29 protein-coding genes are annotated in these 25,097 nt (G+C 70.4%); 22 read left to right on the top strand and 7 right to left on the bottom strand.

The window, feature by feature from the left end:
* Positions 1 to 202 precede the first annotated feature (202 nt).
* Positions 203 to 1,180 (top strand): hypothetical protein, encoded by a 978-nt coding sequence (locus tag OG730_RS43765; protein ID WP_327310080.1) that lies wholly within the window; start codon positions 203 to 205, stop codon positions 1,178 to 1,180.
* A 119-nt stretch (positions 1,181 to 1,299) separates the two neighbouring features.
* On the opposite strand, the gene OG730_RS43760 is transcribed toward OG730_RS43765, so the two are convergent.
* The 3 genes from OG730_RS43760 to OG730_RS43750 form a co-directional block, all read right to left on the bottom strand.
* The gene (locus tag OG730_RS43760) at positions 1,300 to 2,151 is read right to left on the bottom strand and encodes a DciA family protein (protein ID WP_327310079.1); all 852 of its coding nucleotides are present in this window, start codon (positions 2,149 to 2,151) and stop codon (positions 1,300 to 1,302) included.
* A gap of 10 nt (positions 2,152 to 2,161) precedes the next feature.
* Positions 2,162 to 3,634 carry a helix-turn-helix domain-containing protein gene (locus OG730_RS43755; RefSeq protein WP_327310078.1) on the bottom strand — a complete coding sequence of 491 codons (1,473 nt, stop codon included), beginning with the start codon at positions 3,632 to 3,634 and terminating at the stop codon, positions 2,162 to 2,164.
* A 932-nt stretch (positions 3,635 to 4,566) separates the two neighbouring features.
* On the bottom strand, positions 4,567 to 4,872 hold the full coding sequence (locus OG730_RS43750) for a helix-turn-helix transcriptional regulator (RefSeq protein ID WP_327310077.1): 306 nt from the start codon (positions 4,870 to 4,872) through the stop codon (positions 4,567 to 4,569).
* Positions 4,873 to 4,998: 126 nt separating this feature from the next.
* Between OG730_RS43750 and OG730_RS43745 the strand changes: the two genes are divergently transcribed.
* Positions 4,999 to 5,637 (top strand): HAD family hydrolase, encoded by a 639-nt coding sequence (locus OG730_RS43745; RefSeq protein WP_327310076.1) that lies wholly within the window; start codon positions 4,999 to 5,001, stop codon positions 5,635 to 5,637.
* Positions 5,638 to 5,641: 4 nt separating this feature from the next.
* Positions 5,642 to 6,481: a DUF1932 domain-containing protein gene (locus tag OG730_RS43740; protein WP_327310075.1), complete on the top strand. Its 840-nt coding sequence runs from the start codon at positions 5,642 to 5,644 to the stop codon at positions 6,479 to 6,481.
* Positions 6,482 to 6,488: 7 nt separating this feature from the next.
* Here the strand turns inward: OG730_RS43740 and OG730_RS43735 are convergent, their stop codons facing one another.
* The 4 genes from OG730_RS43735 to OG730_RS43720 form a co-directional block, all read right to left on the bottom strand.
* Positions 6,489 to 7,058, bottom strand: a complete 570-nt coding sequence (locus tag OG730_RS43735; protein WP_327310074.1) for a phosphotransferase-like protein — start codon at positions 7,056 to 7,058, stop codon at positions 6,489 to 6,491.
* Positions 7,055 to 8,092 (bottom strand): AAA family ATPase, encoded by a 1,038-nt coding sequence (locus tag OG730_RS43730; protein WP_327310073.1) that lies wholly within the window; start codon positions 8,090 to 8,092, stop codon positions 7,055 to 7,057. Before OG730_RS43730 ends, OG730_RS43735 begins: the two co-directional genes overlap by 4 nt.
* A gap of 203 nt (positions 8,093 to 8,295) precedes the next feature.
* Positions 8,296 to 9,552 carry a helix-turn-helix domain-containing protein gene (locus tag OG730_RS43725; RefSeq protein ID WP_327310072.1) on the bottom strand — a complete coding sequence of 419 codons (1,257 nt, stop codon included), beginning with the start codon at positions 9,550 to 9,552 and terminating at the stop codon, positions 8,296 to 8,298.
* Positions 9,549 to 9,878 carry a putative quinol monooxygenase gene (locus tag OG730_RS43720; protein WP_327310071.1) on the bottom strand — a complete coding sequence of 110 codons (330 nt, stop codon included), beginning with the start codon at positions 9,876 to 9,878 and terminating at the stop codon, positions 9,549 to 9,551. Before OG730_RS43720 ends, OG730_RS43725 begins: the two co-directional genes overlap by 4 nt.
* Positions 9,879 to 10,270: 392 nt before the next feature.
* On the opposite strand from OG730_RS43720, the gene OG730_RS43715 reads away from it, so the two are divergent.
* From OG730_RS43715 to OG730_RS43625, 19 genes are all read left to right on the top strand, one after another.
* On the top strand, positions 10,271 to 10,840 hold the full coding sequence (locus OG730_RS43715; RefSeq protein ID WP_327310070.1) for a hypothetical protein: 570 nt from the start codon (positions 10,271 to 10,273) through the stop codon (positions 10,838 to 10,840).
* 164 nt (positions 10,841 to 11,004) lie between these two features.
* Positions 11,005 to 11,217 carry a hypothetical protein gene (locus OG730_RS43710; protein WP_327310069.1) on the top strand — a complete coding sequence of 71 codons (213 nt, stop codon included), beginning with the start codon at positions 11,005 to 11,007 and terminating at the stop codon, positions 11,215 to 11,217.
* Positions 11,214 to 11,405 carry a hypothetical protein gene (locus tag OG730_RS43705; RefSeq protein ID WP_327310068.1) on the top strand — a complete coding sequence of 64 codons (192 nt, stop codon included), beginning with the start codon at positions 11,214 to 11,216 and terminating at the stop codon, positions 11,403 to 11,405. Before OG730_RS43710 ends, OG730_RS43705 begins: the two co-directional genes overlap by 4 nt.
* Before the next feature lie 171 nt (positions 11,406 to 11,576).
* Complete coding sequence (locus OG730_RS43700; protein ID WP_327310067.1) at positions 11,577 to 11,861, top strand: WhiB family transcriptional regulator; 285 nt, start codon at positions 11,577 to 11,579, stop codon at positions 11,859 to 11,861.
* A 248-nt stretch (positions 11,862 to 12,109) separates the two neighbouring features.
* On the top strand, positions 12,110 to 13,858 hold the full coding sequence (locus OG730_RS43695; RefSeq protein ID WP_327310066.1) for a DUF2637 domain-containing protein: 1,749 nt from the start codon (positions 12,110 to 12,112) through the stop codon (positions 13,856 to 13,858).
* Positions 13,859 to 14,142: 284 nt separating this feature from the next.
* Entirely contained in the window at positions 14,143 to 14,700 is a 558-nt protein-coding gene (locus OG730_RS43690; RefSeq protein ID WP_327310065.1) for a hypothetical protein, read from the top strand.
* A gap of 120 nt (positions 14,701 to 14,820) precedes the next feature.
* Positions 14,821 to 16,620: a hypothetical protein gene (locus OG730_RS43685; protein ID WP_327310064.1), complete on the top strand. Its 1,800-nt coding sequence runs from the start codon at positions 14,821 to 14,823 to the stop codon at positions 16,618 to 16,620.
* A gap of 11 nt (positions 16,621 to 16,631) precedes the next feature.
* Complete coding sequence (locus OG730_RS43680) at positions 16,632 to 17,003, top strand: hypothetical protein (RefSeq protein WP_327310063.1); 372 nt, start codon at positions 16,632 to 16,634, stop codon at positions 17,001 to 17,003.
* 6 nt (positions 17,004 to 17,009) lie between these two features.
* On the top strand, positions 17,010 to 19,217 hold the full coding sequence (locus OG730_RS43675) for a P-loop NTPase family protein (protein WP_327310062.1): 2,208 nt from the start codon (positions 17,010 to 17,012) through the stop codon (positions 19,215 to 19,217).
* 16 nt (positions 19,218 to 19,233) lie between these two features.
* Positions 19,234 to 19,647 (top strand): DUF6197 family protein, encoded by a 414-nt coding sequence (locus tag OG730_RS43670; RefSeq protein WP_327310061.1) that lies wholly within the window; start codon positions 19,234 to 19,236, stop codon positions 19,645 to 19,647.
* Positions 19,648 to 19,707: 60 nt separating this feature from the next.
* Positions 19,708 to 20,181: a hypothetical protein gene (locus tag OG730_RS43665; protein WP_327310060.1), complete on the top strand. Its 474-nt coding sequence runs from the start codon at positions 19,708 to 19,710 to the stop codon at positions 20,179 to 20,181.
* A 103-nt stretch (positions 20,182 to 20,284) separates the two neighbouring features.
* Complete coding sequence (locus OG730_RS43660) at positions 20,285 to 20,620, top strand: hypothetical protein (RefSeq protein ID WP_327310059.1); 336 nt, start codon at positions 20,285 to 20,287, stop codon at positions 20,618 to 20,620.
* A gap of 286 nt (positions 20,621 to 20,906) precedes the next feature.
* Positions 20,907 to 21,332: an RRQRL motif-containing zinc-binding protein gene (locus OG730_RS43655; protein ID WP_327310058.1), complete on the top strand. Its 426-nt coding sequence runs from the start codon at positions 20,907 to 20,909 to the stop codon at positions 21,330 to 21,332.
* 109 nt (positions 21,333 to 21,441) lie between these two features.
* Positions 21,442 to 21,954 (top strand): hypothetical protein, encoded by a 513-nt coding sequence (locus OG730_RS43650; RefSeq protein WP_327310057.1) that lies wholly within the window; start codon positions 21,442 to 21,444, stop codon positions 21,952 to 21,954.
* Positions 21,951 to 22,301, top strand: coding sequence for a hypothetical protein (locus tag OG730_RS43645; RefSeq protein WP_327310056.1), 351 nt, complete (start codon positions 21,951 to 21,953; stop codon positions 22,299 to 22,301). Before OG730_RS43650 ends, OG730_RS43645 begins: the two co-directional genes overlap by 4 nt.
* Positions 22,298 to 23,254, top strand: coding sequence for an AAA family ATPase (locus OG730_RS43640; protein WP_327310055.1), 957 nt, complete (start codon positions 22,298 to 22,300; stop codon positions 23,252 to 23,254). The genes OG730_RS43645 and OG730_RS43640 overlap by 4 nt, the downstream gene beginning before the upstream one ends.
* A complete protein-coding gene (locus OG730_RS43635) occupies positions 23,251 to 23,637 on the top strand; it encodes a hypothetical protein (RefSeq protein WP_327310054.1) in 387 nt (128 codons plus the stop codon). The genes OG730_RS43640 and OG730_RS43635 overlap by 4 nt, the downstream gene beginning before the upstream one ends.
* On the top strand, positions 23,634 to 24,509 hold the full coding sequence (locus OG730_RS43630; RefSeq protein ID WP_327310053.1) for a hypothetical protein: 876 nt from the start codon (positions 23,634 to 23,636) through the stop codon (positions 24,507 to 24,509). The genes OG730_RS43635 and OG730_RS43630 overlap by 4 nt, the downstream gene beginning before the upstream one ends.
* Complete coding sequence (locus OG730_RS43625; RefSeq protein ID WP_327310052.1) at positions 24,506 to 25,036, top strand: hypothetical protein; 531 nt, start codon at positions 24,506 to 24,508, stop codon at positions 25,034 to 25,036. The genes OG730_RS43630 and OG730_RS43625 overlap by 4 nt, the downstream gene beginning before the upstream one ends.
* Positions 25,037 to 25,097 lie beyond the last annotated feature (61 nt).

The following is a 25,097-nucleotide window of genomic DNA, read 5'->3' as shown; positions in this document are numbered from 1 at the left end:
CTCCCCGACCGGGGTGGGCGGTCACCGCGGGCTCGATTTGAACCCGGCGTAGGGAAGCGGTCTTGGCGGGAGACCAGGCGGCACCGGCCCCGCGCTCATCTCTCGATTGCCAGCCATGGAAGGGCCGGAAAGCATCGTGTCGGCTGAGCTGCTTATGGGGAGATACGAGCGGTCCGCTAGCTGAACGTAGTCAGGGAGTCACGTGGGGTGGAAACAGGCGTTCGATGAGGCGCTGGGGGAACTGAGGGGAGCACGCAAGCAGCTGGAGCGTCTGGACGATCCGACGGTGGGTCTGTCCGCGTTGCACGGCGAGCTCGCGCAGGCCCGGATGAAGATCCAGGAGGTTGTCCAGAACGGCGTCACCGGGCTCCGCGAAGAGAACCGGGAGCTGCGCCGCCGCCAGGAAAAGATGATCGCCGATCTGCAAGAGGGCCGGGAGGAAGTGCGGGAGGAGATACAGCTGCTGCGCGACCTCGGCGACCTCCTGCGCGGCTTCGCCACAGCCGCAGCACCGGCTGCCGTTCCGCAGCAGCTGGTGCCCAGGGCTGGGGTGGACGCCGGGCCTGCCCAGGACGGCACAGCGGAAGCCGCCGGAGCGTCCGTACAGCAGCCACTGCCCGATCATGAGGACCAGGGGGAGAACATGGAGCACGCCGAGGGCCAGGATCCGCAGAAGGACGCCGGGAGCGAGGCGGTGGAAGCCGGGCTGAAGAGCGCCATCGAGGCCGCCTACCGCGGCACGGCCACCAATGCCGTACCCGCGCCCGCCACCTCCGGGCAGACGCCCGAAGAGCAGCCCGAGGATCCGAAGGTCGCCCACGGGGTCCTGCTGCTGAAGGCGGCCGGTGTCGCCTCGGCCGAGCTGGTCCTGCACCGCGACACCTGGGAGTTCCTCTCCGCCCTCGCCGTCGACCACGGCCACTTCCGCACCCCGCCCGCCGTCGAGGACGTCAAGGAGGGCCGCATCCAGGCCGCCCTCTCGGGGCGCTCGCTCATCGCCGTCCTCATCGAGCTCTGGAACACCCGCACCGCCGCCGCCGTACTGGAGGCCGACTGGGCGCTGGCCACCACCGCGTACAACCGGATCGCGGCCGAACTCGCCGGCGCCACCGGCTCCGGGGAAACCATTCGCATCACCCTGGACGACGGACTCGGCCACGCCGGGATCGACGAGGACTGAGGCACCTGTGGGGAGGCCCTCATCCGCGGGCCTCCCCACAAACTCCGCCAGTAACCCGACAGGGGTCTTGCCGGCTGTCGCGGCGGCATGCTGACCATCTCTGGACGTTGTCTCCAGGGTCAGGCGGTGCGGTACAGGAACTCGGGCGCGGTTACAGTGGTCTGGCTCGGCAGGTGGGTGAGTCCGGCCTTCTCGGCGCGGGCCCTGGCCAGGGCGCGGGCCTCCGAAGTTCCCCTGGCCCGTTCCCGTTCTGCCTGCTCGCGCAGTCGCTCGGCCTCGGCCCGCCCCTCGGCGAAGGCGCTCTCCGGCTCCATGATCCGGGTGCGGATCTGCTCCCGCTGGGCGATGGCGATCCGGGCGTCCAGGGGGTGGGTGTAGCGGTGGGCACGATGCTTGGCTATGGCCTCCCGGTAGCCGACGGGCTTCTCCGAAGGCACGGACGGGACGGTGTCCGCGGGGGCCGGTGCGGGGGTTGCCTGGAGTGCGCGGGCCGGGTGCGGGAGGGCGGGGGCGGCGCCGGGCGGCAGGATGCGGATGGTGCGCACGGCGGTGGCGTTGCCCATGACCTTGTTGGCGGCCTCGATGAGCGTGGGGGTGCGCAGCCGGACGGCGGTGGCGTACGGGTTGGATACGGGGCGTACAGCGAGTTCGCCGGTTCCGGCGTCGTAGCCGGCGAGGGCGACGTGGCCGGTGAGGTCGCCGGCGATGCTCTGCCACTCATCGCTCAGGGAGCCGCCGGCGGAGGGCAGTTCCCAGGCCCGGTCGGTGACGAGGTTGGCGAGGAGGGCGGCGAATCCGATGGGTTCGCGGCCGTCGGGCTGGCGGGTGGTGCGGGGGCGGTGGGCTTTGCGGGAGCCGCTGGGCCGGTCGCCGCGCTGCTGTGCGGCGGCGCGGGCGGCGGCGAGGGCTTGGCGGGCGAGGTCGATACCGGATCCTGCCGGGGCCTGCGCGGTGTTGATCGTGTCGGTCATCGAGGGCTCCTTACCAGCGGTTCGCAGAGGTCATCGGGCGGGTGGGGCGGGGGATGTTCAGGGCGCGGCGGACGAGCTCGGCGCCGAAGATGACCTCGGCTGCGCCCCGCCCGAAGTCGGTGATGATGACGCGGATCAGGTCGTTCTTGCCGTTGCTGTACTCCTCCTTGGCCAGGGCCCGCATCTCCGCGGCCTCCTGGGCGCTCATCGCGTGGCCGACGTGCTGGTCGACGACGGTCCCGGAGGTCTTGTCGTAGTCGGAGGGCAGGGCCTGGCGGACGGTGTCGTAGCGCAGCCACTCGGCCTTCGCGGCCTGGCTGCGCGGCCCCTGGGGTACGGCCTCGAGCTCCTGGTGGCGGCGGGCGGCCGCGATCCGTGAATCGCGCCAGCCGGAGACCAGCCCGGCCCGGGCCTCGGGGGTGGAGACGATCTCGTGGGCGCCGGAAAGCAGGGTGGCCAGGAGGCCGGAGGCGCGGTGGACGGTGTCGACCTCGCCGCGGGCGTGCAGCCATCCCTGGACCTCTGCAGCGCTCCAGCCAGCATCAGCGACGTGCCGGACCACCCAGGCGATCCTCGGCGTGGAGGCCCGGCCCAGCCAGGGGATCTCCCGAATCAGCTCAGCGGCCAGCTGGTAACGGCGCCCCACCCTGTTGATCCCACGACGGGCCTTGTCGCCGGACACCTTCCTGATGGACAACTCGCTCTTCCCGCTGGCGATGCCTGTCGTCTCAGAGGGAATCGAGGTAGTAGCCGCAGAAGAAGAACTAGAACTACCCACCTGCATTGGGGTGCAACGGGCCTCACCGGAAACAGCCGTCTCAGACGCCCCGAGAACCCCGTCCCGGACAGGCTTCGCCGGGCCCTTCGGAGCTGCTTTCCGGGGCTTGCGGACCTTCCTGGACGCCTTGCGCGCCAGCTTCGCCATCAGCTCCCGGCCGGCGTCCGCGATCCCGGTCATCGCGCGGGTGTACGCGGGCGCGGCCTCGTCCCGCAGCACCGTACGGATACCCAGCGCGGCATCGAACGCGGGCGGGACCATCAGCGCGAACTCCGACGCCTGGCCACCCTCCTCCGCGACCCGGGTGCCCTTGACGACGTACACGAGCAGACCGGTCTCCCGCAGCATGCGCAGGTGGTCCTGCACCGCCCGCTCCGACAGGCCGACCCGGCGCATCAGGTACTTGATGCCCGGACGGCACGGCGACAGCTGCGCGAGCTCCTGGGCGACACGCACCGTCGTCACGCCGAACGAGCGCGGCCCGTGTGACCGGTAGCGGCGCGGCTCGTAGAGGCCGGACCCGGCGACCCAGTGGACCGCCTGCATCCAGCTGTAGCCCTCCAGCGCGACCCGGCCCGCCGTCGCCGACAGCCACTGCGACGCCTCCGGCACGAACAGCCCAGGCAGCACCGTGACCGCGACATCGTCGACCGACGCACGAGGAGCAGGCAGCAGCACGGCGGCCGTCGCCGCCACGCCGCTCACCGGCTCACCGCCCCGACCGGAGCGGTGAACACCGAAGAAGCCGAACTGCCGAACGCCGTCTGAGTAGCCATCCGGCAGGTGTACGCGCCAAAGCGGACACCTCCGTCTGGAGCTGATTCGTGATCCATCTCTGCCGACCCTGCACCGGGCAGCCTGTGGACAGAGGCCGCTCAGCCCCGGTACCCCTCGGCGCTCCCGCGCTGCGGGCAACAATCTTGGAACCCGTCCCGCCACACGGGACGCCGCCCTCGCGGATACCGCCGTCGACGGACTTGTCGATGAGCTCCGCAAGCGGGTGCATGACCGGGGCGGCCGGCATCGCGACCGCGCGCACCGAGCCCACCCCGAAAGCGCGGCCCCTGGAGCCCCGTGCCGCAGATCTAATTTCCGGGATGAACTCCACAAACGCGCATGAACCGCCTCGCGATCCGGACAAGCGGGACGTCTGCCGGGCCTGAACCGGTGTGAAACGGACAAGGTCAAGCTGACAAGGGACACCACTCTCGTGCACTATGAGAACGACCTGCCTTCCATATAGCTGGACCGGCCACGGCCCCTCGGGGCTGGACCGACCTCCATATCGGATGTGTGGGTGAGCCCCCCTTCGTGAGAAGCGGGGCAGACACCGACCGGGTGGGGGGAGATTTCTCCTCTCGTCTTGGTGTTGCTGAACCGCGAAGCCCCTTGGTCGGGGCCCGCGGGTGACGCAACTGCTAGCTACAGCTGTGGTGGCCGTGGTTAGTGGCCTGGTGTTGCTTGTGGCCCTGGTTAGGGGCCGGAGAAAACGAGCGGCTCGGTGAGCCGCAGCTCAGGACCAGCTCTAACTGGGACCTGAGCGGCCGACGCGGGTGGTTAATCCGGTCGGTAGACGGGCCGCGCGACGGCCAGCGGGTGGTTATTCCGCCTCTGGCGCGCGGTCGATGGCCATTAGGTCATCCCGATCCCCCTTCGGAGGCCGGCGTCGGCATGCCCTCATCCGCCTTCGCGGCTTCGGGGAAGCGCGCCGCAAGGCCGCGGAGCAGGTGAATGTAGAGATTGCGCTGCGGGCGCCGGGGCTGGGCCTGATCCAGTTCCCAGCGCGTTACTGCAACTCGCGTCACGCCGATGGCTTCCGCGATGTCCTTTTGCGTCAAGCCTGCTGCGAGGCGCAGCTGCACGCGAACCTGAGGTGGAGGCAGGACATCGTCCAGGCCGTCGAGCAAGTCGTCGACCTGCTTCAGGCGGTCCGGTTCGGACATGACGCAGCCTCCCATGATCAATAGGTCCCTGAAATATACACGATAAGTACTCGCGAACGGGGATGCTGGTACCACGAACGGCGTTGCGGGGGATGCCGGGTAAGGTCCAAGATCGTGTCCCGACTCGTGCTCTTCGATCTGGACGGCACGCTGATCGACCGTCAGGCCGCGTTCAGTGATGCCGTGACCGCTATGTGCCGCGCTCATGCTTTCGATGCCCCCATCGAACAATGGCTGCTCGCCGCGCTGGTCGACCGCGCGAACCTCAGCGACTTCGCCCGCCTGCGCATCGACTTCGAACTGACGGTGCCCGCCGAGCAGCTGTGGCAGGAGTACGTCCACCTGATCGCCGAGGCCGTCACTTGCAGGCCAGAGGTCCTCGAGGGTCTCCGTCAACTGCGAGCGGCGGAATGGACCATCGGCGTCGTCACCAACGGGGGCGGAGACATCCAGCGGGCCAAACTTGTCGCAGCCGGCATGACCGACCTGGTCGACGGCGTCGCAGCCTCGGGCGACCTGGAGATCCGCAAACCGGCCCGCGAACTCTTCGAGCTCGCAGCGAGCCGCTGCGGCCGGCGCCTGACCGACGGGGGCTGGATGATCGGCGACAACCCGACCGGGGACATCGGCGGTGGGCACCACGCGGGCTTGTGCACCATCTGGATTCGCGGCAGACCCTGGCCAGACGGACTTCCCCCCGCAGACCACACCGTCGATGACGCGACTGACGCCATCGCCATCCTGCTCAACGAGAGCTCGGAGTAGCACCGTGGACCAGCCCACCGTCGGCATCCTCCACCCCGGCAGCATGGGCGCGGCCATCGCCGCCTGCGCGGCGGCCAACGCCACCGCCGTGCTCTGGTGTGCGGCGGGACGCAGCACCGCGTCCGTGGCGCGCGCCGAGCAGTTCGGCCTGACCCCGGTGGGCACGCTGTCCGACTTGCTCGAGCGCAGCGACGTCGTCATCAGCCTCTGCCCGCCGGCGGCTGCCGAGGACCTGGCCCGCGACATCGCCGCGCACGGCTTCACCGGGGTGTACGTGGAGGCGAACGCCATCAGCCCCGAGCGGGCGTCTCGGATTGCCGAACTACTTGAACCGGCCGCCACCGTTGTGGACGGCGGAGTTGTCGGCTCCCCGCCCGTGCGCGGCAAGACGCCGACGCTGTACTTGTCCGGCCCGGCCGACGCGACGGCGAGGATCGAGGCGCTCTTCGCAGGCACCGCCGTGAAGACGAAGATGCTGGGCCCGGAGGTCGGGAAGGCTTCCGCGCTGAAGCTGTCGTACGCGTCGTTCCAGAAGACGAGTCGTGTGCTGGTCGCGCTCGCGGTCGGCATGGCGCGTGAGCACGGTGTCGACCAGGAACTCATCGACATCGCCTCCCGGCGAACCGAGTCGTACCTCGCAGAGCCGGAGTACATCGCCAAGACGGCGGCCCGCGCCTGGCGATGGGGACCAGAACTGGAGGAAGCCGCCAACACGCTCGAGGCCGCTGGGCTGCCTCCCGAGATGCTGTACGCCGCCGCGTCCACGCTGGCACGGTGGAACGACGTCAAGGACGACAGCGAGCTCACGCTCACCGACGCCCTAGACCGCCTCGCCCAGCCGTAACCCGCGCTCATGCCGTCGCCGCCCCCGACCGCTGCGCCAACAGCTTGTCGATGAGCAGCGCCGCGTCCTGCGGCGATACCGTCGTGGTGTCCACGGTCAGGTCCCAGACCATGCCCGGGTACGCGGTCACGTCGTCGCGGGTCGCATCCCACGCCGACAAGCGCGCCGTAGTGTCACTGTCGCCCCGGCCCGCGGACCGCTGCCCGGTCACGTCGCGCGGGCACCACAACAGGACCACGGTCCAGTCGGCTGCGTAGCCCTTGATCAGGGCATGGATACCGTCGACCTGCCCGAGGTGCACCACCGGCACCCCGGCCGCGAACGCGGCATCCAGACCCGGCGCATCGATGACGTAGGTGTTGCCATACCTGGAGTTCGCATAGACGACGGCGTCCGCGGCCTCCAGCGCGCACAGCTGCTCCGCCGTGCCCATCCGATAGCCGGCGGACTTACCCGATCCGACCTTGAGCCGCTCGAACTGCGCGTACGTCGAGCGCAGCTCGCTGAGCGCGTTGGTGACGGTGTCCTTGCCCGCCGCCGGAGGTCCGTAGAGGACGACCCCCTGCTTCGCGGTCACGCGTACATCGCCCCCATCGCCTGCCGGGCCTGATCAGCCAGGCTCACCGCAGTGCCCAACCGGTTGTCGACGACCAGGTGCGGAACCGCAGGGCGCAGGTCCAGGTTGATCGTGGCCATGTACTCGTCCCAGCGCTGGAGCTTCCACGCATCCCGGGCCGCGGAGCGGAAGGTGATGTACTCCCGCATCGACTCCTCGTCGCAGCGCACCCAGACGGGGAAAACATCGACGCCCATGGACGCGGCGCGGTTGGCCAAGCGCTGCATCCAAGCCGGGTCAGTCATCTCCGCGATGAACGGCGCGCTGAGCACCGTGCTGATCCCGCACTTCACGTTGGCCATGGCCGACTGCATCAGGCAGTCGTACTCCACCGACCGGACACGCTCCCTGTAGAGCTCCGTGTGCCGGTCGTTAGGGTCGCCGCCCAACGCAACCAGCAGGCGTTCCACCAGCGGCCGTGTGAGCGGGTCCTTGTCGAGCAGCGGCCAACCGGTGAGCTGGACGAAGAACCGGGCGAGCTCCGTCTTACCGCTGCCGGCGTATCCACCGACCAGGATCAGCACCGGGCGGTGCGGGTCGCCGCCAGTGTGGCGCCGCTTCCAGGCGTCAATGATCCGCTGCTGAAGATCGAAATGATCCGCCTTGTCACTGCCCGGTGCGATCCGATGAATCGCTCGCTCAACAGCCAGGACCTGCGCGCCGTTGAGCCGGTCATCCATGGGCGTGAGCTTGAAGGACGTCTCCTCACCCGGCAGGGCGTTTCTGAAACCAAGGTCCGGCTCGGTGGCTCGGTAGAGCAGGCAGTAGGCGCGCCGGTAGTGCGGACCCGGATAGACCTCGCCTTGCTCGTGCTGCCACAGAGTCTGCGGATTCGCCGCCGGGATGCCCTTCAACTTTGCCTGCTCGGCGACCTCCCGAAGACGTTCCCCGGCCTTCTCCAGAGTCAGCCCGTGAGCCTCCCGCTGCTCACGCAGCCGGTCCGGCTCCCACCCCGCTCGGTACTTCCCCACCCTCTGCCCCTCCGCCGTAGTCATGCCCGCGAGCCTAGGTCCAGCCCCTCAAAACCCATGTGTACGCAGATGTTGAAAACCCGTGAATGAATCTGCGCACGCGCTTCGACAAGCCGTTGTGATGTTGCGATCCTCCCGACCCCGGTGTGATGGGCCCCATGAAACAGGGCGTTCGTAGGGGGAGGGATCCAGTGGCTGTTGACGATCAACATGTATGGGGCGGTGGCCTACTCCAAGGCATCAGCTCGCTCGGCCAGCTCCAGCAAGTCACGCGACGCGTTCAAGCCGGCAACGAGGACCAGCTCGCGAATGGCGGCACGAGCGGCCCGATGCGTTTGGATGATTTCTGGCGCGATGGCTTCAGCGCGCAGCAGGCAGTCGAGGGCCTCTCCCCCATGTCGCCTCTGCGCGTGCGCTCGCCCCAGATCCATCAGCAGCCGTCCTTGGCGCTCGGGGGACAGCCCGGCGGCATCAATGGCGAGGCCGATGTCGAGAGCCTCACCAGCATCACCGAGGTCCACCGCGGTACTCACGGCTTGGATCTCGACGTTGACCGGTCCGAATTCCAGGTTGAAGTCGTTCCGGTTCTCGCCCAGTCGCGCCGCGATGGCGCGAGCTCGGGAGATCTCTTCTTTCGCCTCGCTACGGGCACTCGCCCGCGCGTGAACCAGAGCAAGCGCCAGGTGAAGCGAACCGAGGACGGAGAGCGCCTCTGGCGATCGGCCGTCTTGGGCTACCAGGGCGTCGATGGCAGTTCGAGCCGCGTGTTCGGCCTGCCCGAGGCTGCGCAGACGTACGAACGCCTGCACCATGCGGAAGACGCTGGCGCACACGTTCAGCGGATCGCCGGAGCGTTCCGCAGCGAAGATGGCTCGGTCAGCGGCAACCCAAGCGGCATCAGCCTCGTCCTGGCGAACGAAAGCCGCAGACAGTGCCTGGTACGTGCGAGAGAGCAGAAGGTACAGCTCGCTCCGGGATCCTTCCTGCGCTGTGCGAGCAGCTTTTTCGAGCTCGGGGAGCAGCTCCACGGTCAGGACACTGACCTGCGCCATGTGTCCTGCGTGGGTCAGTTCCCAGAGGTCGTCAACGTCGCTGCGGAGAAGATCAACGGGACGCAATTCCTCATTCTCAAGTCCGGCCAGCAGCGTCTGCAGAGCCGGGTGGCCAGAGATCAGCCGTCTAGTCTCGTCCAGATCGTTGGACAACGACAACGGCGCAGCAGGTTGCGACGGTCCGCCGGCGTCGGACGGAGCCCCAGGACGCAGTTGCTGCACGGGAACGCCCAGCTCATCGGCGATCTGCTGCAGCAAGTCCATGCGTTGGACGGGCTGGATGCCGCGCTCGACCTGCGACAACCAGCTGCTTGTCTTTCCGAGCGTGGCCGCGAGCTCGGTCTGAGTGCGCCCCTGCTCCTTCCGGAGCTTCTGGACGCGTTGGCCGAAGCCTCGGTCCTGGGGATCCACGTCCTTGCCGGTCGGTTTCACGACTCCTCAACTCCTGGACGCTTGCTGAGCTCTTGCAGCTCGTCCAGGAATACGACATCGGTGCTGGTCAGGTACTCCTCGCGTGCAGTCAGGAAGTGCCGGGTGTGAGCCTGTTCCTCGTGAGCCTGAAAGGCCTCACGGTTGGCGTAGAGCTCGTAGAACACCCGCACCAGTGGCTCACCAACGGGTGTGTGAACCACGTAGACGAGGGTTCCGGGCTCGGAGCGAATTCCCTCAGCGGTCCTCGATACGAGGGCGTCGAACAGCCCGGCGGCCTCGGCGTCTCGCAAGGAAAACCGCACTGTCAGTGCATATCCGCTGGCCATGGGACCGCCTTCCTCTCTGCATCGCGTAGTCATGGACACATTCTCACATCTAAAGCAACAGTGCTAGCTAGCACTTCGAGTATTGACTCGCACTAACAGTGCTAGTACGGTTCGAGTTGTTCGGCTCCTCAAGAGTCGAGGCATGAGCGCGACCCCCAAACGCATCACCGCAGTAGTTGTTCGCCCTTCGGGGCGGCCGGAGTAGTCCTCACTCGCTGAGGGCGCGAGAGCACCATCGAACTCCTCCGGAGCCTGACGGCCGCGACCACTGTGTGCACGTCGCAGCGCTGTGCGCTGTCTGTCCTACGGGCGCCGGCCTTGTGCCGTGCGGCCTGGAGGGCAGAGAGAGCATCGCGACGCGCTCCCCGTCACTCCGTCCTTAAGGAGTTCAGATGTCTGCTTCCACCCTTGAGCGCACTGCCCGCACCCGACGGAGCCGGACCCGCTCCCGCACGGTCAACGCCCGCCCGGCGCTCGTCATCTCCACCCTCAAGCCTCACCAGTTCGATCTGCGGCCGACCTGCGCGTCGCTGGTCTGCCCCGACTGCAGGACGTGGGTGCCGATCACGGGCCTCCAGACCAAGCAGCCCAAGGTCGTGCCGCACGACACCGGCCGTGCGGGCAAGGACGCGGCCGTCCGTTGCCACCTGGGCAGCAACCGCCTGGTCACCGTCGACGTGACGGTCAAGAAGTGGCAGGAGCGGCTTGAGGACGGCGGTGCCGAGACCGCCAGCCGGACCGCCACCACGGTGCTGCCCAAGGCGTTCAGCCCGCAGACCGACCGGACCCTGCGAGCTCGTGCCGAGCGCACGGCGGCCGGGCGCCTGGCCGACTGGAACGCGGTACTGCTCCGCGTGGCCGCCGCCGACAAGAAGCGCCGGGCGGTGCCCGCCGGTGACGCCCCGATGGACGGTCCCGAAGTCCCGCGGGACACGCTCCACCCCCAGCGCCCCGCGCGCTGATCCGCCCCGGACGAACGACCACGGCCCCGGCCACCCCGCTTCAACAGAGGGGCGGCCGGGGCCGTGGCTGCTCGTACAGCAGCCAACTCCCCGGCAAGGGGAGTGATCGCGACAGCCCTTGGGATTGCGCCCCTCGGACTGTCCAGGACCCCATGGAGGACCTGATGCTCGACATGATCGCACGCCCTCTCCCCGCCACCCCGTCGAACGGCACCTACCGCGACATGGAGGACGAGGACAACGCTCGCGGCCCGGAGCGCGATGAGACCGACCGCTTCTTCCAGCTGGTCGGCCCGCTGATGGCCGACGACCAGGAGGAGCTGAGCCGGAAGCTCGCCGAGATCAACCGACGGTCGTCCGAAGGAAGCGGCCGATGACCGCGCCGAAGGCCGACCCGGTCTACATCCGCTACATGGAGACGTTCAGCGCCTCCACCCTGCACACCCGCGACTGCACGGCCTGCCAGCATGGCCAGCCCTGCGCGGTTGGAGCACCGATCCACACGGTCTTCGCGAAGGCTCAGGACGCCTACCAGGCCCGGCAGTCCGCGAAGCGCCGCACCTGACCCTCCGGCCCTGCCCGTCGTCCCCGCCCCTTCATCCGGGCGGGGCCGGCGGAGAGCGCCGGGAGCTCCCGCTCCTTCTTCTCGCTCAGGCCGTCCGGCCGCAGAAACAGAACAGCCCCGGGGCGGCATCCCCGGGGCTGTCTCGTACGCACGGACCCTCTGGAGGCCCTCATGCGCACCATCGTACGCACCCCGTCCAGCACGCCCGTCGTTGCGCCGAAGCCCCGTCCGGCCTGTGCCGGCGCCGACCCCGAGCTGTTCTTCGTGCACGCACTGTCGACCCTGCAGATCGCACGGGCCAAGGCGATCTGCGCCACCTGCCCGCTGGTCGCGTCCTGCCTCGAGGGCGCCCTGGAGCGCGGCGAGGAGCACGGGGTGTGGGGCGGGCTCACCGAGGACGAGCGCCGCGCCCTCAAGCGACGCGCCGTCCGCGGCCACCTCGCCGACGCCGCCTGACCGCTTCGACTTCGCGCCCGGCACGCGGGAGCCGTCCCCAGTTTCGCGCCCGCCCAACGGCACTTCGCGCACCCGGCTTCCCGCCCCCCGGGCCGCCGCCTTTTCGTGCGTCTGAGTCGGGTAGAGCCGGTGTCCGATGTCCCGACGATGATCCGCGCCGACCGCCGTTTCGAGACCGGCCCAGCTTGTTTCGCGGCCAGCCCCCGCCGTTTCGCGCACGCCCTGAACGATCCCTCCTGGAGGCCCCCATGACGCTCACCGACTGGCCGCGCACCGCGGCCGACTCCAACCTCGACCCGGCCGGACCGGCCGCCGTTTCGGGAACGCCCGAGCCGGTTTCGCAGGCGACCGGCACCGTTTCGGACGCGCCGGAGCCCGTCTCCGAGACGGAAAACGGAACCGAAGGCAAGCCCTCCGGGATGAAGTTGACCGGCAGCCAGAAGTGGGCGACCGGGGCGATCGTGGCCGCCGCGCTCGTCCTCGCCGGCATCGGCCTGTACTTGTCCTTCGAGCATGTCGCGGTGTTCGCGTTCGAGAGGCTCCGCTTCGGCTCGCTGGGCAAGGGCCAGCTCTTCGCCATCGGCGTCGACGTCGGCATCATGATCATGATCGCGGTCGACCTGCTGATGGCCTGGCTCAAGCGCCCCATCAGCTGGATCCGCTACCCCGTCTGGCTGCTCACTGCGGCCACCGTCGTCCTCAACGCCGCCTCCGGCGCGCCCAAGGGACGGGGATGGGAGCTGCTTGACTACGTTGCGGCCGGCGCGCACGGCCTGGTCCCGGTCCTGTTCATCGCGGTGGTGGAGCTCGGCCGGGACGCAATCGACCGCATGGTGCGGCCCGAGCGGAGCGAGCGTGACTCGATTCCGTGGATCCGCTGGACGCTCGCCCCGGGGGCGACGGCCAGGATCTTCCGCCGGATGCGGCTGTGGGGGGTCAACTCGTACCCGGAGATGACCCGCCGCGACCAGGAGCTCATCGCCTACGAGCAGTGGCTCAAGCGCAAGTACGACGGCGACCTCGCTGAGGCCACCGAGGACGAGCTGCTGCCGATGCGGATGGCGCCCTACGGCTACACCGTCGCGCAGGCCCTGGCCATGCCCGACGAGCAGGAACAGGCAGCTCAGAAGCGGGCCGAGGACGCCGAGCGCCGACGCAGGGACGCCGAGACCCGCAGCGAGATCGCCGACGCCGAGGCCGAGGCAGCCCGGCTGCGGGCCAAGGGCAAGGTCGAGACGGTGCGCGCCGAGGTCGACGGCCAGACCGGGCAGGCCCGAGCGCATGCCCGCGCCCAGGTCAGCGCCGCCGAGCGGGCGGCCGCGATGGAGAAGCAGGCCCTGGACAACGCGGTCGTCGCCGAGGCCGCCGCACGTGAGGCCGAGGCCGGCCGCAAGGCGGCCGAGGAGCGTGAGGCGGAGGCCGAAGCGGACCTCCGTACGGCGGCGCTTGAGCTCCAGGCGGCGGAGAAGCGGAAGGAAGTGGCGGAGGCCGACAAGGTGGCCGCTGCCGAGGCGCGGGCGATCGAGACCCGGACCATCGCCGAGAACCGGCGGGCCACTGCCGAAACGCACCGGGTCGCCACCGAAATCGAGCGGGCCGCTGCCGAAATCGAGCGGGCCGCTGCCGAAGCGGCGCGCGCCACTGCCGAAGCCAACCGGAAGAAGGCGGAGGAGAAGGGCCGCGAAGAGGAGGCCGTCGCGCAGATCGCGCGCTCCAAGAAGGAGGCTGCCGAAGCTGATCGGGCTGCTGCCGAAACGCGGCGGGTCACCGCCGAAATCGAGCGGCGCGCGGTCGAAGCCGAGGACATCGCGAAGCTCAAGCCGCGCGAGCGCGCGGTCCGCAGGGTCGCCCGGATGATCCTCGCCGTCGGCGGCGTCGACCAGCTTCCGCTCGCCGACATCCAGCACGAGCTGGCCGTCGCCTCCCCCGGCACCGCCTCCGAATACCGGCAGGAAGCCGCCGAACTGCTGGCTGGCGGCTACACCCCGGCCGCCTGATCCGCAGATCTCCCGCTGACCTGGTCAGCAACGGTGTCCGGCACCACCAGTGAGGTCCAGCCCGCGTGAATCGGGCTGGACCTCGCTGCAACTGCCGGAAGCAGCCACAGCCCGCCCAGTACACCAGATTTACCGCCTTCAGCAGGCCGGTCTCCCGTACTGGGACCTCCTCTGTCTTCGGCTACGGCGAGGCCGGTATCGGCCGGTCCCGACGAAGCTGTCGCGCTCTCGCCGAGACGTGCAAATGACAACAAAGCACCCGCCCTTCCAAGGAGGAGCCCAGCGTGACCCACGACCGTGAACGCGACTACATCGACCAGAAATTTACCCACCTGACCACGGGCGCGGGGTGGGAGCAGCCCGCTCCCACCCCCTACGGCCCGCCCGTCAAGGCCCCGATGACCGGGCAGGCGAAGGCCCTGATCGCGATGGCCGGACTGGTCATCGTCGGGGCCAGCGCGGTCGGCGTCTCGGCCTTCAGCGCGTCCTCCGGGCAGGCCGAGGTGCGGGCCCAGGAGCTCGCGCTCCAGGCCCAGCAGCTCGAGGTGGAGAAGGCCAAGCTGAACGCTCCGGACGCGAAAGCGGAAGAGCGTCGCATGGCCGGATTCCAGAAGTGCATCGAGAAGGCCGGCTACAACAAGGACGTCTGCGCCGAGGCGTTCCCGGCCCCCGGCGGAGTGGACCTCGGCGGCTCCAGGGGAGCGGTCAACGCATCTTCCGTTTCCGGTACCGAGCAGGGCGGAGGGTTCGGCGTCACCGGCGGGCTCATCGTCGCCGTGGTCGCGATCGGCGGGGTCGGATACATGGTCCGCAAGGCCAACAAGAGCGCTAACGCCGCGTAAGTTCCTTCCTTCCTTACTTCCCGGGCAGAAGGCCCGTTCCCGACCTCCTAGAGGACGTGAACGGGCCTTTTCCTCAGGAAGGAAGGAAGGAAGGAAGTCACAGAAAGTGAGGATTCCGCAGTGACGACCCCGCCCGCCCCGCCCCCGATGCCCCCTGAGCCGCCCACGGTCGCACCCCCGGCCACCGCGCCGGCCCCGCCCCCTGCGGAGGCCCCCGCCCCGGCTCCGGCACCCCCCGCCGGGGGCGGGGTTCTCGCTCCGGTTGCGCTCGCGCGCCCCACCCGGGACGCCTCCGGAGGGTCCGCCGCCTACGCCTCGCAGGGGGAGAGCGGCGGTACGGAAGGCAAGCCCGGCAAGGCCGAAAAGAACACGTCGAGCCCCGGTATGTGGAAGGGCATCGCGGCCTACATCGCGAACCGTCCGCAGCAGCAGATCAAGGTCCAGCACACGATCAGCGAGATCCGCGGATCGTCCACCGACCGCAAGATCAACCACCAGGTCGCGGAGAAGAAGGGCGCCACCTCCGACACCAAGTCGAACCGCACGGCCACCACCGCCCACGCCAGCAAGAGCGACAAGTCCGCCAAGACCGCCGACACCCGCGACGCCAAGACCTCGGCGGCCAGCACCAAGGCCGACAAGAACAGCCGGGACGCGAAGTCCTCCGACACCCGCAGCACCGCGGACAAGAACAGCCGCGACGCGAAGACCGCGGCGACCACCGCCAAGGCCGACAAGAACAGCAACACCCGCGACGCGAAGTCCTCCGACACCCGCAGCACCGCGGACAAGAACAGCCGCGACGCGAAGACCTCGGACGACCACAAGGACCACAACACCCGCCAGCAGACGGGAAAGACGTCCACGGACACGCAGGACCGCACGGGCCGCGACGACAAGACCAGCCGCAAGACCGACACGAGCGGGCGGCAGCCGCCGGAGAACAAGCCCGCCGCCGTGAACACGCCGCCGAAGGCCCCGGCCCCCGGCACGGCCACGGCGCCCGCCCCCGTCAAGACGGGGGACAAACCCACGCTGGCGAAGCCCGACCCGGCCACCAACAAGCCGGGCACCAAGCCCGTATCCAGCCCTCGGGCGCCCGGCCCTGCCGCGCCGGCTGGTCCGTCCGCGCCGGCTGGTCCGGCCGCACCGATTGTTCCGGCTCCGGCCGGCCCCGCTCCCACCGGCAAGCAGAGCAAGGTCAAGCTCCGCAAGGGCCCGTACACCGCCCAGCCCGCCCGCGAGGACGGTTTCAAGGCCGGGGCGCAGGAGGCCACCGCCGAAGCGGACAAGGCCGCGTGGAAGGACGGCTACGCGGACGGCCAGCAGGCCATCCGCGACAAGGCCGCCCGAGACAAGCAGCAGATGGACGCCGCCCGCGACCGCACCCGAGGAGTTCCGCCCGTGCCCGCCACACCCCCCGCCCCGCCGGCCCCGCCCGCATCCCCCGCGTCCGCTCCGGCCCCGCCGGAGGTGACGCCCCTGGGAGCGAAGTTGGTCGGCGACACGGTGCAGCTGTCCAACGGCAGCACCCTGACCCGCGGCGAGGTCCTCAACCTGCGCGCCTTCACCAGGTTCCTTCACGGCAAGGAGCAGCAGACCCACCAGATCGTCGAGGAGTGCAAGCAGGCAAAGGAGGTCTCCGCGGACCGCGTCAAGCAGATCCAGCAGCTGATCGAGCAGTGCCAGGACCCGAAGATCAAGGGCGGCATGCACCTGGTCGCCTCCCTACAGAGGCTCCACGAGGCGACCGAAGCCCAGGCGAGGGAGGCCGACAAGATGCACGCCAACGCGGTGCGCGGCATCGACGCCCTGCAGACCCTCAACAAGAACGCGGAGGTGCGCCACGGCGGCGTCTACAAGGCCGTCGCCGACTCCCCGGAGACCAGCCCCGCCGAACGCGCCTTCTACGCCCGATAGGGAGCCCCCAGATGGCAGAGACCACGTACCGTGCGCTGCGCGCGGAAGTACAGAAGGTCGCCTACTCCGTTGCCAAGGAGGGCGAGCTGATCCGGGGGATCGGCCAGCGCGCCGACCAGAACGCCCAGCGCGTAGCCCAGATCGCCGACGACCTGGCGAACCTCGAAGTGGACACCCACACGACCGGCGAGGCCAAGGACACGGCGCGGATCATGCGCGGCCTCTCGCAGGTCGCCATCGCCGCGGCGTCGGCCGCCGACACCGTGGGCGGCGCCGCGCGAGCCGCTGACGCCCAGGCCCAGAAGTCCCACGAGGGCATCGACGAGCAGGTCGGTGCGATGACCGTCCCCATGGCCCGAGCCGCCTTCTACGAACAGGAGTAACCGAGCATGTCCGAGATCACCGTGACCCGCCGCCCGCACATCGCCGACCAGGTCCCCGCGCTCGTCTCGGTGATCGCCCCTCCCGCCCTGGGCGCCCTCACCCCGCTCCTCGAACCCGGCCTCGCCGCCTTCACCGCCGCCGCCACGGTGTGCGGGACGGCGGCGTTCGCCACCCACTACGTGGGCCGCATCCCCGCCAGCGTCCTGGACGCCACGGGGATCGGGGACGTCCTGACCGCCCAGCGCTCCACCCTGCTGGGCTCCAGCCTCCTCACCTCCATGGCCGCCGTGCCAGGAGCGTTCCTCGGCCCCGCCTACGCCGACGCCCTCATGACCGGGTTCCTCGACCCCCTCACGGTGTCCAGCGTCGTCTCCACCGCGTGGTGGGCGATGTGGGCCAGCCTCGCCATCAAGCTGCGCCCCGCCCTGGCCGCCCGCAAGGTCCGTATCACCGCCCCCACCCCCGAGGCGGCCCCGGCCGCCGCCCCGGGGCCGGGCGGCCTCTACAAGGTGTGGTCCGACCACATCTCCGGCGAGGGCGGCGCGCACCCCGGCCAGCACCTCGTCGGCGTGAACGACGCCGGAGACCGGTGGGAGGGCATCATCGAGGCCCCCCAGGGCCGGTCGGTGAACGTCTCCGCCGACGCCATCGGTTCCGCGTACCGGGTGCCGGCCGCGTGGGTCACCTTCGCCGCCGGGCACCACCCCGGCGAGCAGTACGTGACGGTGCGCCGCACCCCGCCCGCCGAGCTCGATCCCACCACGATGGAGGGGATGTGGGCCCGCCTGGTCCGGCCCACCGTCATGCCCGGCACCCACCTCAAGGACGCCCAGGTGGACCCGGCGACCGGCGGCTGGGTCGCGTGGGTCGTGGCCGACGAGGACAAGGCGGCCCTCCCCGTTCCCAACCGCACGGACCTCGTGGGGGCGCTGCGGTCCACCATGACCCTGGTCGACTACCAGCCCAACAAGTCCGACCCCCGCAAGGCGAAGATCCACATCATGGAGAAGAACCCCCTGGAAGACGGGGTGCCCTTCCCCGGCCCGCAGGCGCTGAAGCCCTCGGAGGGCGGGTACATCTCCATCGGGCGCGGCGTCTCCGGCCGCCCTGCCCGCCTCCAGCTCATCGATCCCAAGCTCGGCGCGCAGCACGTGTTCATCGCCGGGGTCACCGGCTCCGGCAAGGGCGGCGCCGTCCAGATCATCGCCCTCGCCGCGCACCTCTTCGGGATGGCGATCATCTACGGCGACCCGAAGGGCTCCAGCAACCCCGACGTCGAGAAGATGGCTGCCTACTCGGCGACCGGCGATGACGCGATCAAAGCCCTGCGCCTGGCATACGCCATCCTCAAGCACCGGATCGCGGAGTCGGCGCGCCTGGGCCGGAAGAACTTCAAGGCGACCGACGACTGCCCGTGGATCATGACGATCATCGACGAGACCCACATGATCACCGACGTGGCCACCGAGACCGGCAAGGAGGCGGCGTTCATCCTGGACAAGCTCGCCTCGCTGGGCCGCAACCTCGGCATGACGCTGCTGATCGTCAACCAAGCGGTGAACGCGGCCAAACTCGGGGGCGACACCGCGATCCGCACCAACGTCATTCAGGGCGGAGCGATGATCATGCTCCGCACCGACAGCGCACAGTCCAACCTCGTCACCGTGGAAGGCTTCGAGGGCATCGACCCCGGCGCCATCCCCGCTGCCTGGAACGTCGAGGACGAGCCGCTCATCTGGTCCGACGACGTACCCATCAACGACCCGAAGCGGACGTTCGGCCTCGGCTACGTCGGCTCGCCCGGCGAACCGGTGCAGATGATGCGGACCTGGGTCCTGGAATCCGCCGCCCCCTACATCGACCAAGACGCCATCATCTGGCCCCGCGACTTCACCGGCTGGGACGACCGCCACGAGATCGCCGACACCCCCGTGAACGGAGACGGCGAAGCCCCGGCCAGCAGCAGTTCGGGCTGGGGCAGCGGCGGATACGAGCCTCCGCCCGGTGGCGGCTTCAAGGCGCCGGCGGAACCCGCCGCGGACGTCGCCGTCCTGGAGTGCCTCGACGACGCCCTCGGCGTCGACATGCCGAAGGCCACGATCCTGGCCCTCACCGGCCTCAACGAAAAGACGCTCTCCAACACCCTGACCGAGCTGGTCAAGAAGGGAGCCATCGACCGCGTCAAGAACGGCGTCTACCGGAAGAACACGTAGAAGGGAGACACGCACCATGATCGGAAATCTGCGCCGGCCGTCCGAACCGCCCAGGCCGCTCTCTCCCGGCCCCGACGCCCGAGCCGTGCAGGGGCTGATCGGTCAGGTCGAGGCGGTGTACGCCAGCGCCCCGTCCGGCTACCCGGAGCCCAGCGTCCGCCACACCCTGCGCACCGCGCGGGAACTGATCATCCGCTACGGCTGGACCCGCGGAATCCTCTGCGACCAGAACGGCCTGTGCCTCCTCGGTTCCGTCCAGGCCGCCGCCCTCGCCTACGACCCGACCGTGTGGGCACGGGAAGTGAAGGCGGCGGAGCTCCGGCTCATGACCGCCCTCGGCACCGCCGACCCCCACGAGCTCCCCCGCTTCAACAACCGCCAGCGGTGGGCCGGCCCGGTCCTCGACCTCCTGCTCCGCGCCGCGAACTGACCCAACTCGGGCTCAAGTAACCCCTGGGCGCAGGGGCCCCGGCTGCGGTTTCATGAAGCCATGCAACCGAGCGAGGGCATCAGCGACTTCGAGGCGCCGTGCAACTGCGGCGCCCTCGGCGACCACGAGCCCAGCCGGAACTGCTCCCATCAGCCGGTGATCCAGATCGAAGTCACCGGTGGCCGCTCGGCCTGCCTCGAAGCCCTCGGGCTGCTCCGCGCCCACTACTACGTGTTCCCCGAGCACGAGTGGCAGGACCCGCAGACCGAGGAATGGGTGTTCAAGCTCGGCGCCGTCCGGAACTACTGGAGGCCAATCGCGCCGGCCCCGGTGCTGACCCCACCGGTGGAGCCGTCCCCGGAAGCCGCCGTACTCGCCTGCCTCCACGACGCTCTCGGCGTGGACATGGACGAGAACCTGATCGGCACCCTCACCAACCTCCACGGCGAATCGCTCTCCACCACCCTGACCGCCCTGGTCAAGGTCGGCAAGATCGAACACGTCCGGCCCGGCTACTACCGCAAGAACACGTAGCCCCCAACCCCACCCGCCCCGCCCAGCGCCCCGCCCGGAGAACCTTCCCGGCGGGGCGTCGCACTGTCCTGCCCAAAACCCCAGCCACCAGGAGACACCGCCCGTGCGCCGCTACGCCTACCGCTGCACCGTCTGCCGCACCACCAGCCCCGTCGTGCACCACATCGAGGACCTGGCCGCCGAGAGCGAGGGCCACCGCCTCACGCTCCACGGCGGGCACATACCCGACGCCGAAGCCGCCGGCCAGGTCGACCGCCTCGGCCGCTGGTACGCCTCCCTCGGCCCGCTGATCGGATTGCACGCCCGCATCGCCGACGGGCTCAGCGACCTCCGCGACCCCAAGGGCACGGGGCACCCCTTCTGGGCCTCCGCCGCAGCCACCCTCGTCCTCGGCAGCGCGGCTGCCCTCGTCCTCGGCGTCATCTCCGCAGCCCTCTGACCCCAGCTCCGACCGTCCCGCCTGGCCACCGGCCCGGCCGCCCCGCACCCGGGGCGGCCGGCTCCGGTGACCCGGGCAGGCCGACCGGCCGCAGCCCTACCCCGCGCCTGCCACCCCGACCCGGGGCCGGCGGGCGCCCCCGCACGTGCCAGCCACTGTCCCGACTTGGAGGGTTCATCGTGATCACCCCCCGGCCGCGCCGCAGGATCGGCCGCCCGCGCCCCACCACCCCTGGCCCCCGCTACCCGCTCCCCCGGCGCCGCCTGCCCGGTACCTGGAGCCGGTGATGGCCGGCCAGGACGAGGACCTGGTCGACGTCGACCCCTACGCCCCGGCCGAACCCGAGACGACGATCCCGGTGTTCAAGCGCCTGTGCGCGCCGTCGGGGTACGCGACCAAACGGCAGCTCAGGGCGATGGGATTGCGCCCCGGCGGCCAGGAGCCGGTTGCCGAGGTCGAGACCCGCGGCCCGAAGAACGGCCTGCTGTATGAGGTCGCGAAGGCGAGGCCGGTGCGGCCGATGACCCTCGCCAAGGAGTTCGCGCTCGACAAGGCGATGGCTGCGCGGCAGACCTGTGGCACCTGCCGCCGAAGGTACTTCTTCGTGCTTCCGACGTCCCTGGCGAGCTGCCTGGAGTGCCACGACGGCACCCCGGCCGACCCCGCCAGCTACATCGCTCCCCCGGCGGCCGCGCACCGGCTGGCCGCGTGAACGCATCTCGCCCCGGCCGGATCGGCCGGGGCGAGATCACGGGCGCCGCAGCATCGGCAAGAGGCCGGCGCCCTGCTCCCTCACCCTTTCGAGATCAGGAGAACCCAGCATGACGCATCACCGTCCCGCCCTGTTCGCCGCCGTCCTCGGCCTGGGCCGCGCCGCCGCCAACATCGGTGACCACTGGGTCCAGAACGACCACTGCGCCAGGGTCAAGGCCGCCACCGACGCCAAGCCGGTCCTGATGCCCGCCGCCGACCCGGACGCCGAGCCCGTCGCGTACGGCACCCGCGATGGGATCAAGGCGTGCGCCTGGCACTGCCTGACCTACACGGCCACGCAGGCCGTCGTGGTCGGGGCCGGCGCCCGGGTCTTGGGCATCCGGCTGCACCCGGGCGCCGCCGCGGCTGCGCTCGCCCTGTCGGGCATCACCCACTACATCGCCGACCGCCGCGTCCCGGGCGGCGTCCTTGAGCGGCTCGCGACGACGACCGGCAAGGGCAACTTCTTCCGCCTGGCCGATCACGGCCTCAACGGCGCGTACGCGCTGGACTCCGCGTGGCACCACGGCTGGGAGACGGCCGCTGCGCTGCTCGCCACCGCCAAGGCGACCAGCCGGTGACCGCCCGTTCCCGCACCCGCCTGGAGCGCGTGCGCGCCTCGGTCGGTATCGCCTGCCTGGCCCTCCAGCAGATCCAGGACGACGTCGCCGCCGACGGCGTCGGCCAGGAGGAGCTCGCCGCGATCCTGCGCGAGCTCATCGAGGACACCGACCCGCCCGGCGGCCTCATCCCGGCCCTCGCGCAGCTGGTCACCGTTGCCGCACGCCGTGCCGAGCACGTCCAGCCCGACCGCTGCGGCGACGCCTCCCACTACCTGCACGACTCCGCCGCCCTGCTCACCGACAACGCCGGTGCGCGCCTGCTCTGGGCCGCCCGCAACCTCGACCCGCAAGGAGATCCCGCATGAGCAAGCCGACGTTCTTCCCGGAGATGCCCGAGCACAGCATGGTCGTCCTCATCGGCCCCTCCGGCGCCGGGAAGTCCACCCTCGCGGGCACCTGGCCCGCCTCCCAGGTGCTGTCCCTGGATTCCCTGCGCGAGGTCGTCAGCGACCGGGCGGGCGATCAGGACGCGACCGGCGACGCCGTCGCCGCCCTGCACTTGCTCCTGGAGGCCCGGATGCGCCGGGGCCTGTTCACCGTCATCGACGCCACGAGCGTCACCCCCGCGACCAGGGCCCCGCTGGTCGCCGCCGCCAAGCGCCACAACATGCCCGCCGTCGCGGTCATGGTCTCCACCCCGGTCTCCGTGTGCGTGGAGCGGCAGGGCCCGCGGCCGGCCAACCGCACCGTGCCCGACGACACGGTCCGCGCGCAGCACACGGCGATGGTCCGCTCCCACCCGAAGCTGCTGGCCGAGGGCTTCAACGAGGTCGTCTTCTCCGACAGCCTCTGCCAGCTGCTCCCGTTCCTTCAGCGCCTGGGCGATGCCCGGAACGCCGACCTCGGACTCGACGGCGGCGACGGCCTGGGCGAGATGCTGCTCGTCCGCCGGGTGTTCGGCGAGGAGATCCTCCCGCTGTGGCGGTGGAAGCCCGGCTCGAAGGCCGCCGACGGTGACCGTGTCGCGGAGATCCGCCTCGGCCAGCAGTACCTCACCCTCGCCCTCCGGAAGAACGTCGACGGCGAAGGCGACTACGGCTTCGACGTCGCGCTCCCCTGCCCCCACGACGACGAATGCACCGGCCGGGCCTGGGCGCCCGCGTACAGCGTCACCTGCCTCGCCCGCGCGCTCAACGGCGACCTGGACGACAGCGAGGACATCGTCTGCTCCGTTCACGGCGGCTTCGACGGCGCGGACCAGGAGCTCGGCGAGCACGCTGATGAAGTGCTCCGCGAGAGCGTCGGGAGCGCGCGATGACCTTCCTTGAGGTAAGCCGGGAGCCGGGCCGGAGCAACTGGGAGCTGGCCCGCCTCGCGGTTCACCTGCGCGGCTACGCAGCGTACGACGACGACCCGCCGGCCGACGAAGCCCGGCGCCTGCAGGAGGCGTTCACGGTCGACGAGCTCCGCCGGGCCGACACCTTCCTGGAGGCGGGCAGCCAGGACACCGACCGCCTCGCCGCGATCGAAGCCCGGCTCGGTACGGACGCCACCGGCGATGAGGCATGGCTCGCGCAGCAGCTCACGACGGCGTGGGCGCGGCTCGACAAGCTGCGGGACCGGATCGACACCGGCGGCAGCCTCATGGCCAACACACACGTCGCCAGCGCCATCGACTACATCCGCGGGTCCCGGCCGTGAGCCGCGCCGACGACGGCCCGCACCCGCACCCGCTCACCCCGGCCGAACTGCCCGCCGGCGACAGGTGGCTGTACGGCTGCGACGAATGCCAGCTGCCGGTACAGGGCGGGGCCGCCGGCCTTGCCGCGCACCGCCGCACCGTCCACGACCCCCGCCGTGACTACGGCGACCACCGCACCGAGCAGGAGAGCCTCCCGATGATCCGTCGCCTGTTCCGACGCTGCGCCACCGTGCCCGGTACCGTCCTCGCCCCTGAGGACCAGGCCGCCGTCGACGCGTTCCGCGCGATGCTCGCCGCCCTGCGCACCCCCGCACCCTGGATCCCCGGCTGCGCCCAGGACGTCGCCGTCCGGGTCGGTGCCCACATCGAACGGGCGCACACCCGGCCGGGCGACGACCACGGACCCGACGTGATCGCCGTCGCCTTGGTCCACCCCGACACCCCGCACGCCGCGGCCTACGTTTACGGCTACACCCGTAAGGGCTGGCTCCGCTGCGAGACCGCCATGATCCTCGGCCTCTGGCAGCCGGCTTACACCGCGCTCTCCCACGCTGCCTCGGGCCTTAACCTTCCCGACGACGTTGGCATGTTGCCGGCCCACTACGGCGTCGACGTCGAAGCACGGCAGCCCGACGGATCCGGCTTCACCGTGCTCCGCCTCGGCCCGTACAGCCAGACCTGGCTCGCCTCCCGCGACTCCGACCGCCTCACCACCGAACTGGAGGGAAGGGCGGCCACCGTCATCCCCGGGTTCACGGTCACCGCGAAGAGCGCCCCGTTCGACGTCAGCAACCGCGAGAACTACAGCGACCCGTACGAGGCCGACGTCGTCGAGCTCCTGGCCGCCGCAATCGCGGGGGTGAGCGCATGACCAGCGCCCTGTACGAGATCGAGACCACCGAAGCCGCCGACGGCACGAGGCACCCCGCCGAACAGATCTGGACCCCCGACGAGCACACCAAGAGGTACGGCTTCCTCACCCAGGGCGGCTTGCACATCACCGGCATCGGAGGGTCGGCCGACGACGAGAGGCCCTTCCCGGCCGCCTTCGTCGCCCTCGGACACCAGCCCTGGGCCGCCGTCATCAAGGCCGCAGCCGCCTACATGGACCGTGTCCACGGCTGGCGAAACCTGCACCTCTACCCCGGCGACGACCCGGCAGAGCTCATCCCCCGCATCCCGCGAGCCGTCCACACCCACGCCGTGATCCTCAGCCACCCGCACCCCGACCACCCATGCGGATGCGAATGGGAGAACACCTGGCGCCTGGTCTACGCCCCGCCCGCCGAGCCCGGTGCCATCCCCATCACCGTCATGCGGTACCCGGCCGCCCAGGCGACAACCGCTTCCATACCCAGCCCCGACCAGGGGCCGGTGCCCGCGACCTGGGCGGCCTGACCCTGACTCTCCACCAACCAAAAGCCCTGCCCCGGCACGTGCCGGGGCAGGGCTTTTGGTG

Origin of the sequence: Streptomyces sp. NBC_01298 (genome assembly GCF_035978755.1) — a bacterium.
Lineage (GTDB): Bacteria > Actinomycetota > Actinomycetes > Streptomycetales > Streptomycetaceae > Streptomyces.
This window is presented reverse-complemented; position numbering and strand designations above follow the sequence as displayed.

Coding starts and splice junctions, on each gene's coding strand:
- OG730_RS43760 (WP_327310079.1), bottom strand. CDS start 2,151: ATGACCGACACGATCAACACCGCGCAGGCCCCGGCAGGATCCGGTATC.
- OG730_RS43750 (WP_327310077.1), bottom strand. CDS start 4,872: ATGTCCGAACCGGACCGCCTGAAGCAGGTCGACGACTTGCTCGACGGC.
- OG730_RS43730 (WP_327310073.1), bottom strand. CDS start 8,092: ATGACTACGGCGGAGGGGCAGAGGGTGGGGAAGTACCGAGCGGGGTGG.
- OG730_RS43720 (WP_327310071.1), bottom strand. CDS start 9,878: ATGGCCAGCGGATATGCACTGACAGTGCGGTTTTCCTTGCGAGACGCC.
- OG730_RS43715 (WP_327310070.1), top strand. CDS start 10,271: ATGTCTGCTTCCACCCTTGAGCGCACTGCCCGCACCCGACGGAGCCGG.
- OG730_RS43710 (WP_327310069.1), top strand. CDS start 11,005: ATGCTCGACATGATCGCACGCCCTCTCCCCGCCACCCCGTCGAACGGC.
- OG730_RS43705 (WP_327310068.1), top strand. CDS start 11,214: ATGACCGCGCCGAAGGCCGACCCGGTCTACATCCGCTACATGGAGACG.
- OG730_RS43700 (WP_327310067.1), top strand. CDS start 11,577: ATGCGCACCATCGTACGCACCCCGTCCAGCACGCCCGTCGTTGCGCCG.
- OG730_RS43695 (WP_327310066.1), top strand. CDS start 12,110: ATGACGCTCACCGACTGGCCGCGCACCGCGGCCGACTCCAACCTCGAC.
- OG730_RS43680 (WP_327310063.1), top strand. CDS start 16,632: ATGGCAGAGACCACGTACCGTGCGCTGCGCGCGGAAGTACAGAAGGTC.
- OG730_RS43675 (WP_327310062.1), top strand. CDS start 17,010: ATGTCCGAGATCACCGTGACCCGCCGCCCGCACATCGCCGACCAGGTC.
- OG730_RS43670 (WP_327310061.1), top strand. CDS start 19,234: ATGATCGGAAATCTGCGCCGGCCGTCCGAACCGCCCAGGCCGCTCTCT.
- OG730_RS43665 (WP_327310060.1), top strand. CDS start 19,708: ATGCAACCGAGCGAGGGCATCAGCGACTTCGAGGCGCCGTGCAACTGC.
- OG730_RS43655 (WP_327310058.1), top strand. CDS start 20,907: ATGGCCGGCCAGGACGAGGACCTGGTCGACGTCGACCCCTACGCCCCG.
- OG730_RS43650 (WP_327310057.1), top strand. CDS start 21,442: ATGACGCATCACCGTCCCGCCCTGTTCGCCGCCGTCCTCGGCCTGGGC.
- OG730_RS43640 (WP_327310055.1), top strand. CDS start 22,298: ATGAGCAAGCCGACGTTCTTCCCGGAGATGCCCGAGCACAGCATGGTC.
- OG730_RS43635 (WP_327310054.1), top strand. CDS start 23,251: ATGACCTTCCTTGAGGTAAGCCGGGAGCCGGGCCGGAGCAACTGGGAG.
- OG730_RS43625 (WP_327310052.1), top strand. CDS start 24,506: ATGACCAGCGCCCTGTACGAGATCGAGACCACCGAAGCCGCCGACGGC.